General features: G+C 55.5%; 9 protein-coding genes. 7 read left to right on the top strand and 2 right to left on the bottom strand.

Annotated elements, in window-relative coordinates:
* Positions 1-34: 34 nt before the first annotated feature.
* From dnaB to ACZAHD_RS11155, 6 genes are all read left to right on the top strand, one after another.
* On the top strand, positions 35-1,450 hold the full coding sequence (gene dnaB / locus ACZAHD_RS11130) for a replicative DNA helicase (RefSeq protein WP_462456821.1): 1,416 nt from the start codon (positions 35-37) through the stop codon (positions 1,448-1,450).
* A 214-nt stretch (positions 1,451-1,664) separates the two neighbouring features.
* Positions 1,665-2,744, top strand: a complete 1,080-nt coding sequence (gene alr / locus ACZAHD_RS11135) for an alanine racemase (protein WP_462456822.1) — start codon at positions 1,665-1,667, stop codon at positions 2,742-2,744.
* 253 nt (positions 2,745-2,997) lie between these two features.
* Entirely contained in the window at positions 2,998-4,191 is a 1,194-nt protein-coding gene (tyrB, locus tag ACZAHD_RS11140) for an aromatic amino acid transaminase (protein WP_462456823.1), read from the top strand.
* Positions 4,192-4,473: 282 nt separating this feature from the next.
* The gene (aphA, locus tag ACZAHD_RS11145; RefSeq protein WP_462456824.1) at positions 4,474-5,187 is read left to right on the top strand and encodes an acid phosphatase AphA; all 714 of its coding nucleotides are present in this window, start codon (positions 4,474-4,476) and stop codon (positions 5,185-5,187) included.
* Positions 5,188-5,331: 144 nt separating this feature from the next.
* On the top strand, positions 5,332-5,748 hold the full coding sequence (locus ACZAHD_RS11150; RefSeq protein ID WP_462456825.1) for a secondary thiamine-phosphate synthase enzyme YjbQ: 417 nt from the start codon (positions 5,332-5,334) through the stop codon (positions 5,746-5,748).
* A 3-nt stretch (positions 5,749-5,751) separates the two neighbouring features.
* Positions 5,752-6,108: an MmcQ/YjbR family DNA-binding protein gene (locus ACZAHD_RS11155; RefSeq protein WP_462456826.1), complete on the top strand. Its 357-nt coding sequence runs from the start codon at positions 5,752-5,754 to the stop codon at positions 6,106-6,108.
* Here ACZAHD_RS11155 and uvrA read toward each other — a convergent pair whose 3' ends face one another.
* On the bottom strand, positions 6,109-8,934 hold the full coding sequence (gene uvrA, locus ACZAHD_RS11160) for an excinuclease ABC subunit UvrA (protein WP_462456827.1): 2,826 nt from the start codon (positions 8,932-8,934) through the stop codon (positions 6,109-6,111).
* Positions 8,935-9,180: 246 nt separating this feature from the next.
* Between uvrA and ssb1 the strand changes: the two genes are divergently transcribed.
* Complete coding sequence (gene ssb1, locus ACZAHD_RS11165) at positions 9,181-9,708, top strand: single-stranded DNA-binding protein SSB1 (protein ID WP_462456828.1); 528 nt, start codon at positions 9,181-9,183, stop codon at positions 9,706-9,708.
* A gap of 100 nt (positions 9,709-9,808) precedes the next feature.
* Here the strand turns inward: ssb1 and ACZAHD_RS11170 are convergent.
* A partial coding sequence (locus ACZAHD_RS11170; RefSeq protein WP_462456829.1) for a hypothetical protein occupies positions 9,809-9,931 on the bottom strand: 123 nt, incomplete at its 5' end.

The raw sequence follows: 9,931 nt of genomic DNA on the forward strand, positions 1-9,931 counted from the left end.
CGACCCCATCTCTATCCCGGTATCTGTATTCAATATGGCAGGAAATAAACCCTTCAACAAACCGCAGACTGAACACCGTGAGCGCGATCCGCAGGTCGCCGGGTTAAAAGTCCCGCCGCACTCGATTGAAGCGGAACAGTCGGTGTTGGGCGGTTTAATGCTGGACAACGAACGCTGGGACGACGTCGCCGAGCGCGTTGTGGCGGAAGATTTTTATACGCGCCCGCACCGCCATATCTTTGTTGAAATGGCACGTCTGCAAGAGACCGGTAGCCCGATCGACCTCATTACGCTGGCGGAATCGCTGGAGCGTCAGGGGCAGCTGGATAGCGTTGGCGGATTTGCGTATTTGGCGGAACTCTCAAAAAATACGCCAAGTGCGGCGAACATTAGCGCCTATGCGGATATCGTACGTGAACGTGCCGTTGTTCGTGAGATGATCTCGGTGGCGAATGAAATCGCCGAGGCGGGTTTTGACCCGCAGGGGCGTACCAGCGAAGATCTGCTCGACCTGGCCGAATCCCGGGTGTTTAAGATTGCCGAAAGCCGTGCCAACAAAGATGAAGGGCCGAAAAATATCGCCGACGTCCTCGATGCGACCGTTGCGCGTATCGAGCAGTTGTTCCAGCAGCCGCATGACGGCGTCACCGGGGTCAATACCGGCTATGACGATCTGAACAAAAAAACCGCCGGCTTGCAGCCGTCGGATCTGATTATCGTTGCCGCGCGTCCATCGATGGGTAAGACAACATTTGCGATGAACCTCGTCGAAAATGCGGCGATGTTGCAGGATAAACCGGTACTGATCTTCAGCCTTGAGATGCCATCAGAACAGATTATGATGCGTTCCCTGGCATCGCTGTCACGGGTCGATCAGACCCGTATTCGTACCGGCCAACTGGACGATGAAGACTGGGCGCGCATTTCCGGCACCATGGGTATCCTGCTGGAAAAACGCAATATCTACATCGATGACTCCTCCGGCCTGACGCCGACAGAAGTTCGCTCCCGCTCACGGCGTATCGCCCGTGAACACGGGGGCATTGGCCTGATTATGATCGACTATCTGCAACTGATGCGCGTACCGTCGCTTTCCGATAATCGTACGTTGGAAATTGCGGAAATTTCCCGTTCGTTAAAAGCGCTGGCGAAAGAGCTTCAGGTACCGGTGGTTGCGCTGTCGCAGCTTAACCGCTCGTTGGAACAACGTGCCGATAAACGCCCGGTCAACTCCGACTTGCGTGAATCAGGCTCCATTGAGCAGGATGCCGACTTAATCATGTTTATCTATCGTGATGAGGTCTATCACGAGAACAGTGATTTAAAAGGCATCGCGGAAATTATTATTGGTAAACAGCGTAACGGGCCTATCGGGACGGTACGTCTGACCTTTAACGGGCAGTGGTCGCGCTTTGATAATTATGCGGGACCACAGTACGACGACGAATAAACCGCCGCCATCCTTCGCGCTGCAGGTGCGTTGACTGTACCTGCTCGTTCCGGTCACTGAGTGTACAAAGCTCCCGGGGACTCTCAGGTTTGTCGCGTGACTCGGACTGTGTCCTCGCCTCTTAGGGGCCTGCGCAGGCGCTGCTCAAAAACGCCAAAGCGTTTTTGTCCTGCAACACGAATGATTCAGGCGATCTTTTTATCAAGGAACTCAAATGCAAGCGGCAACTGTTGTTATTAACCGCCGCGCTCTGCGACACAACCTGCAACGCCTGCGTGAACTGGCGCCTGCCAGTAAACTGGTTGCAGTGGTGAAAGCGAACGCTTACGGACACGGTCTTCTTGAGACCGCGCGAACGCTCCCTGATGCCGATGCCTTTGGCGTCGCCCGTCTCGAAGAAGCCCTGCGCCTGCGCGCTGGCGGTATCATGAAACCGATCCTGTTATTGGAAGGTTTCTTTAATGCGGCCGATCTGCCGGTTATTTCCGCGCAGCAACTGCATACGGCGGTGCACAGCCTGGAGCAACTGGAAGCGCTGGAGCAGGCTGAGCTGCCTGAACCCGTCACCGTCTGGATGAAACTGGACACCGGGATGCATCGCCTGGGCGTACTGGCGGAACAGGCGGACGCGTTCTGGCAGCGTCTGAGCCAGTGTAAAAATGTGCGCCAGCCGGTCAATATCGTCAGCCATTTTGCGCGGGCGGATGAACCCGAATGCGGCGCCACCGAACGCCAGCTGGATATTTTCACCGCCTTCAGCGAAGGCAAGTCTGGCCTGCGTTCCATCGCGGCATCGGGCGGAATTTTGCTGTGGCCGCAGTCGCATTTTGACTGGGTCCGCCCAGGTATCATCCTGTACGGCGTATCCCCGCTGGATAGCCCCTCCACCGGCGAAGATTTCGGTTGTCAGCCGGTGATGTCGCTGATGTCGAGCCTGATTGCTGTACGCGAACATAAAGCGGATGAGCCGGTAGGCTATGGCGGCACCTGGGTGAGTGAACGAAACACCCGGCTTGGCGTGGTGGCGATGGGCTACGGCGACGGCTACCCGCGCGCGGCGCCCAGCGGTACACCGGTGCTGGTTAACGGCCGGGAAGTGCCGATTGTGGGTCGTGTCGCGATGGATATGATTTGCGTCGATCTGGGGCCCGAGGCGCAGGATAAGTCCGGTGATCCGGTGGTGCTCTGGGGAGACGGTCTGCCTGTCGAGCGTATTGCCGCCCTGACCAATGTGAGTGCTTACGAACTTATTACCCGCCTGACCTCCAGAGTCTCGATGAAGTACGTGGATTAAGCGTACGTCCGGTCGATACATTGCGGTGGTGACATCCCCGGCAGCGCGGCGTTGACCGGGGCTGTCGCCTGGAACCTGCGCTGGCCCGACAACGCGTTTATGCCGCGAACCGCGGCATTTCCTCGAGGGCGAGCGGGATACATGCGATCTTCGCCGACTTTCCGCCAATTATCCGCCAACATCCTCTCGATCTTCTTCTGCTTCCAGTTTATTGTGTTATGACCTGCCTCTCGTAAACCCGGAGAAACATCACGTGTTTCAAAAAGTTGACGCCTACGCTGGCGATCCTATTCTCTCCTTGATGGAGCGTTTCAAAGAAGATCCGCGTAGTGACAAAGTAAACCTTAGTATCGGCCTCTATTACAATGAAGATGGGATTATCCCGCAGCTACAGGCGGTTGCTGAAGCGGAAGCGCGTCTTAACGCTCAGCCGCACGGCGCCTCGGTGTATCTACCGATGGAAGGGCTGAACGCTTATCGCAACGCGATTGCCCCGCTGTTGTTCGGTGCAGAACACCCGGTGCTGTTGCAAAATCGCATCGCTTCTATTCAGACGCTGGGCGGTTCCGGTGCATTGAAAGTGGGCGCCGATTTTCTAAAACGCTACTTCCCAGGGGCTCGCGTTTGGGTCAGCGACCCGACCTGGGAAAACCATATCGCCATATTCGAAGGGGCTGGTTTCGAAGTAAGTACTTACCCTTGGTTTGATAATGAGACCAACGGCGTGCGTTTTGATGCGCTGCTGGCGAAACTGCAGACGCTGCCTGAGCGCGACATCGTACTGCTGCATCCGTGCTGCCATAACCCGACGGGCGCCGATCTGAATCATGCCCAGTGGGATCAAATCGCTGAGGTGCTGAAAGCGCGCAACCTGCTTCCTTTCCTCGATATTGCCTATCAGGGCTTTGGGGCGGGAATGGACGATGATGCTTACGCGATTCGCACGATTGCCAGCGCTGGCATACCGATGCTGGTCAGCAACTCCTTCTCGAAAATTTTCTCGCTGTACGGTGAGCGCGTGGGCGGTCTGTCGATCGTTTGCGAAGACACAGAAACCGCAAACCGCGTGCTGGGGCAACTGAAGGCCACCGTCCGTCGCAATTACTCCAGTCCGCCGAGCTTTGGAGCTCAGGTTGTCGCGACCGTACTGAATGATACGGAGCTGAAAGCCTGCTGGCTGGCAGAAGTGGAAGAGATGCGTACGCGCATTCTGGCGATGCGTCAGGAGCTAGTGAACGTCCTGAAAGAAGCGGTGCCGGGCGTCAATTTTGACTACCTGCTCAAACAGCGAGGGATGTTCAGCTATACCGGCCTGAGTGCGGCGCAGGTGGATCGTCTGCGTGATGAGTTTGGCGTGTATCTGATCTCCAGTGGCCGGATGTGCGTGGCGGGCCTCAATTCACGTAATGTGCAGCGCGTGGCTCAGGCGTTTTCTGCAGTTATCTGATTCCCTGTGCATATCATGTCCTTTCCCGTAAACGGGAAAGGACTATTCCCTTCTGAAGTGTGATCATTCTCTTTTTCTATGACATCTGAGCAGAAAATTCTTTGCATCCGCGAGGGCCGGGGTTAAGGTCGTGGTGCAGTAACAAGCAGCCACCTTATTGAAAATTATAACGATTCGACGACTTATACGCATCGTCATCCGCGCGGTATCGCTGCGGCTGGTCCAGGCGCCTTGCGGCCAGCAAAGCGGCAGTTTTCAGGATGACATTTAAAAGGGATAACTATGCGCAAGATAACTTTGGCCTTTAGCGCCTGCTGTTTACTTTTCACTTTAAATCACTCTGCAATCGCCCTGGAGTCTTCACCGTCACAGCTAAATCCAGGTACCAACGTCGCCAGACTGGCCGAACAGGCGCCGGTTCACTGGGTTTCCGTTGCACAGATTGAAAACAGCCTGTTGGGTCGTCAGCCGTTTGCCGTAGGTTTTGATATTGATGACACCGTTCTGTTTTCCAGCCCGGGCTTCTGGCGCGGCCAAAAAACCTTTTCTCCCGGTAGTGATGCTTACCTGAAAAACCCGGAATTCTGGGAAAAAATGAATAACGGCTGGGACGAATTCAGTATGCCAAAAGAGGTTGCGCGCCAGCTGATTGCGATGCATGTGAAGCGCGGCGATAGTATTTACTTCGTCACCGGGCGCAGTCAGACCAAAACGGAAACGGTCTCGAAAACACTGCAGGATGATTTCCTGATCCCGGCGGCAAATATGAATCCGGTCATTTTTGCCGGTGATAAACCGGGGCAGAATACGAAAGTTCAATGGCTGAAGGAGAAGAATATTAAGGTCTTCTACGGTGATTCTGATAACGACATCTCTGCCGCGCATGATGCCGGGGCTCGCGGTATTCGCGTGCTGCGCGCGTCAAACTCGTCATATAAACCTCTGCCGATGGCCGGAGCGCTGGGTGAAGAAGTGATTGTGAATTCCGAATACTAATTCACCTGCTGCTGAAATGTGTCACAAGCAAAAGCGGCAGCCTGCGGGCTGCCGCTTTTGTGTACGAAAAAGTGCCTGGGGAGGTTTTACCTTTTTGCTTATTGCTGCACACTTAGAGAGATTCATTCGCAACAGGAGTCGTTTATGTGGCATCAACAAACTTTGACGTTAGGCGCAAAATCTCGCGGCTTTCATCTGGTAACTGACGAGATCCTCGGCCAGCTCCACGCGCTATCGCGCGTCAAAGTCGGTATGTTGCATCTGCTGCTCCAGCACACTTCCGCTTCCCTGACGCTTAACGAAAACTGCGATCCGACCGTCCGCTACGACATGGAGCAGTATTTTCTCAACGCGGTGCCGGATAATGCGCCATACGAACATGATTATGAAGGTCCTGATGATATGCCGTCGCATATCAAGTCGTCGATGCTTGGCGTCTCCCTGTTGCTGCCGGTGCAGGACGGGCGCGTCAGTCTGGGGATCTGGCAAGGAATCTGGTTAGGGGAACATCGTATTCACGGCGGTTCGCGGCATATCGTTGCGACGCTCACGGGGGAATAACTGATGACCATTTCGGAGTTATTGCTGTACTGCATGGCAAAACCGGGCGCAGAGCAAAGCGTGCACAGCGACTGGAAGGCCACGCAGATTAAAGTGTCGGACGTGCTCTTTGCGTTAGTGAAAGAAGTGGAAGATAAGCGGCCAGCCGTGTCGCTGAAAGCCAGTCCTGAGCTTGCCGAACTACTGCGGGAACAGCATGTGGATATCCGACCCAGCAGACATCTGAATAAAGCCCACTGGAGTACGGTCTTTCTTGATGGCTCTTTGCCAGATTCGCAGATTTACTACCTGGTTGACGCTTCCTACCAGCAGGCGGTACGGCTGCTGTCGGAACCGATCCGACAGCAGCTTTCACGGTGATTAGCTCAGCAAGGGTTTGAGGAAGCGCGCGGTGTGCGAAGCTTCGCACTCTGCAACGGTCTCTGGTGTACCGGAGACGAGGATTTCACCGCCGCCGCTGCCGCCTTCCGGCCCAAGGTCAACGATCCAGTCCGCAGTTTTGATGACATCCAGGTTGTGCTCAATGACCACGATGGTGTTGCCCTGATCACGCAGCTGGTGCAGAACGTCCAGTAACTGCTGGATATCGGCGAAGTGCAGGCCCGTCGTCGGCTCATCGAGAATATAGAGCGTCTGGCCGGTACCGCGTTTTGACAGCTCGCGCGCTAGCTTCACGCGCTGCGCTTCACCGCCGGACAGCGTCGTGGCGGACTGGCCGAGACGAATATAGGTCAGACCGACATCCATCAGCGTTTGTAGCTTACGCGCCAGCGCCGGAACGGCATCAAAGAACTCACGCGCTTCTTCAATGGTCATATCCAGCACTTCATGAATGGTCTTGCCTTTGTACTTAATCTCCAGCGTTTCGCGGTTATAGCGCTTGCCTTTGCACTGGTCGCACGGCACATAAATATCCGGCAAGAAGTGCATTTCGACTTTAATCACGCCATCCCCCTGACAGGCTTCACAGCGCCCGCCGCGGACGTTAAAGCTGAAGCGCCCTGGCGTATAGCCGCGTGAGCGCGATTCTGGCACGCCGGCAAACAGTTCGCGTACCGGTGTGAAGACGCCAGTATAGGTTGCCGGGTTTGAACGTGGCGTACGGCCAATCGGGCTCTGATCGATATCAATAACTTTATCGAAATGTTCCAGCCCCTGCACATCGCGATATGGTGCCGGTTCGACGAGGGTTGCGCCGTTGAGTTGACGTTGGGCAATCGGGAACAGCGTGTCGTTAATCAGCGTTGATTTACCGGAACCGGAGACTCCGGTGATACAGGTAAACAGGCCGACCGGCAGCGTCAGCGTGACATCCTTCAGGTTGTTGCCGCGCGCGCCGGTGAGCCTGAGCACTTTCTCCGCATCGGCAGGCACGCGCTGCTTCGGCACTTCAATCTTGCGTTTGCCGCTCATGTACTGCCCGGTCAGGGATTCAGGCACCTCCATGATCGCTTCCAGCGTCCCTTCAGCCACGACCTGGCCACCGTGTACCCCGGCGCCTGGGCCGATGTCGATCACGTGGTCGGCGGCGCGGATGGCGTCTTCATCATGCTCGACGACAATCACCGTATTGCCCAGGTTACGCAGATGAACCAGCGTGCCGAGCAGACGTTCGTTGTCGCGCTGATGCAGGCCGATGGACGGCTCATCCAGCACGTACATCACGCCGACCAGACCGGCGCCAATCTGGCTTGCCAGGCGAATACGCTGGGCTTCACCGCCGGAGAGCGTTTCTGCCGAACGGGAGAGTGTCAGGTAGTTCAGGCCGACGTTGACGAGGAATTTCAGACGATCGCCAATCTCTTTCAGCACTTTTTCCGCAATTTGTGCACGCTGGCCGGACAGCTTCAGATTGGTGAAGAAATCCATCGCGTGGCCAATGCTCATATCGGAGATAGCTGGCAGCGGCGTATTTTCGACAAATACGTGGCGGGCTTCACGGCGCAGACGGGTACCGTCACAGCTGGCGCATGGGCGGTTGCTGATAAACTTCGCCAGCTCTTCGCGCACTGCGCTGGATTCCGTCTCTTTGTAGCGGCGTTCCATATTGTGCAGCACGCCTTCGAACGGGTGACGGCGCACTGAGGTATCGCCACGGTCGTTCATGTATTTGAATTCAATATTCTCTTTGCCTGAGCCGTACAAAATGACCTTCTGGACGTCGGCGTTCAGGGTACCCCATGGCGCCTCGATATCGAACTGATAATGCTCCGCCAGCGACTTCAGCATCTGGAAGTAGTAGAAGTTACGGCGATCCCAGCCGCGAATAGCACCGCCTGCCAGCGACAGCTCCGCATTCTGGATAACCCTGTCGGGATCGAAGTATTGCTGAACCCCCAGACCGTCACAAGTCGGGCAGGCGCCTGCCGGATTGTTGAACGAAAACAGGCGAGGTTCCAGTTCACGCATGCTGTAGCCGCAAATCGGGCAGGCGAAATTGGCGGAGAACAGCAGCTCTTCCGCTTTTTCATCGTCCATATTGGCGACAATAGCGGTACCGCCGGAAAGTTCCAGAGCGGTTTCAAAGGATTCGGCCAGACGTTGGGACAGATCGTCACGCACCTTGAAGCGATCGATCACCACCTCAATGGTGTGTTTCTTTTGCAGCTCCAGTTTCGGCGGATCGGAAAGATCGCAGACCTCGCCATCGATTCTCGCACGGATATAGCCCTGGCCGGCGAGGTTCTCCAGCGTTTTGGTGTGCTCGCCTTTACGTTCTTTAATGATTGGCGCCAGCAGCATCAGGCGCTGACCTTCCGGTTGAGAGAGCACGTTGTCGACCATCTGGCTGACGGTCTGTGCGGCCAGAGGAACATCATGATCCGGGCAGCGCGGCTCGCCGACGCGTGCGTAAAGCAGGCGCAGATAGTCGTGAATCTCGGTAATGGTCCCAACCGTAGAACGCGGGTTATGGGACGTGGATTTCTGTTCAATGGAAATCGCCGGCGACAGCCCTTCGATATGATCGACGTCCGGCTTCTCCATTAGCGACAGAAACTGACGCGCATAGGCGGAGAGTGATTCAACGTAGCGACGTTGTCCTTCGGCATACAGTGTGTCGAAAGCCAATGAGGATTTGCCTGACCCTGACAGCCCGGTGACGACAATCAGTTTGTCGCGTGGGATGACGAGGTTGATGTTTTTGAGATTATGGGTGCGGGCGCCCCGAACTTCGATCTTATCCATTCACCTTTCCCGGTAGATACGCGGATTGCCTGGTTTGTTAGAAGGACAAACGGCAGAAACGGCTAATTATGACACAATTTAACCTGTTTGAATATACAGTATTGGAATGCATTTTCTTGCGAGGTATGCAAAAATGTCGTGCCGCGAGAGTTATCTGGAACATACTTCCCAGCTATCAACATAGCGCCTGGAAATGGTACACTCGCGCGTTTACACTATAAAGAAACGCATTCAGGAGACACAAACATGGCCAGCAGAGGCGTAAACAAGGTGATTCTCGTCGGTAATCTGGGCCAGGACCCGGAAGTACGCTACATGCCGAGTGGTGGCGCAGTTGCCAACATTACGCTGGCTACTTCCGAATCCTGGCGCGATAAAGCGACCGGTGAGATGAAAGAGCAGACAGAATGGCACCGTGTTGTGCTGTTCGGCAAACTGGCGGAAGTGGCCGGCGAGTATCTGCGTAAAGGTTCGCAGGTTTATATTGAAGGCCAGCTGCGTACCCGTAAATGGACTGACCAGTCCGGTCAGGAAAAATACACCACCGAAATCGTGGTTAACGTTGGCGGCACGATGCAAATGCTCGGCGGTCGTCAGCAGGGCGCGGGCGCTCCGGCAGGCGGCGGTCAGCCGCAGGGTGGTTGGGGTCAGCCTCAGCAGCCGCAGGGCGGCAACCAGTTTAGCGGCGGCGCGCAATCTCGCCCGCAGCAGCAGGCACCGGCAGCACCTTCTAACGAACCACCGATGGATTTCGATGACGATATCCCGTTCTAAGGTTATCCTTAGACAGTGCCGTTAAAGCATAAGAAAAAGCCTCGTTTTTTCGGGGCTTTTTTATGTCTGCGCTCTCCGCGTATCCAGCGATGATAGCGCCTCACGGTGTGGTGAGAGTGTTTTGTTCCCCGGCGGGTACTGCCGCGCTGCTGGGTTGGGCCGTGGCTTTTTGTTTCCTCGCTATCTCATCGACGATCAGCCGATAGGCAATGTAGTACTTATA

The sequence above is a fragment of the Raoultella sp. genome, from assembly GCF_039594335.1.
Lineage (GTDB): Bacteria > Pseudomonadota > Gammaproteobacteria > Enterobacterales > Enterobacteriaceae > Klebsiella.

Bases quoted from the DNA above. Each gene is read 5' to 3' on its own strand.
- dnaB (WP_462456821.1), top strand. From the start codon at position 35: ATGGCAGGAAATAAACCCTTCAACAAACCGCAGACTGAACACCGTGAG.
- alr (WP_462456822.1), top strand. From the start codon at position 1,665: ATGCAAGCGGCAACTGTTGTTATTAACCGCCGCGCTCTGCGACACAAC.
- aphA (WP_462456824.1), top strand. From the start codon at position 4,474: ATGCGCAAGATAACTTTGGCCTTTAGCGCCTGCTGTTTACTTTTCACT.
- ACZAHD_RS11150 (WP_462456825.1), top strand. From the start codon at position 5,332: ATGTGGCATCAACAAACTTTGACGTTAGGCGCAAAATCTCGCGGCTTT.
- ACZAHD_RS11155 (WP_462456826.1), top strand. From the start codon at position 5,752: ATGACCATTTCGGAGTTATTGCTGTACTGCATGGCAAAACCGGGCGCA.
- uvrA (WP_462456827.1), bottom strand. From the start codon at position 8,934: ATGGATAAGATCGAAGTTCGGGGCGCCCGCACCCATAATCTCAAAAAC.
- ssb1 (WP_462456828.1), top strand. From the start codon at position 9,181: ATGGCCAGCAGAGGCGTAAACAAGGTGATTCTCGTCGGTAATCTGGGC.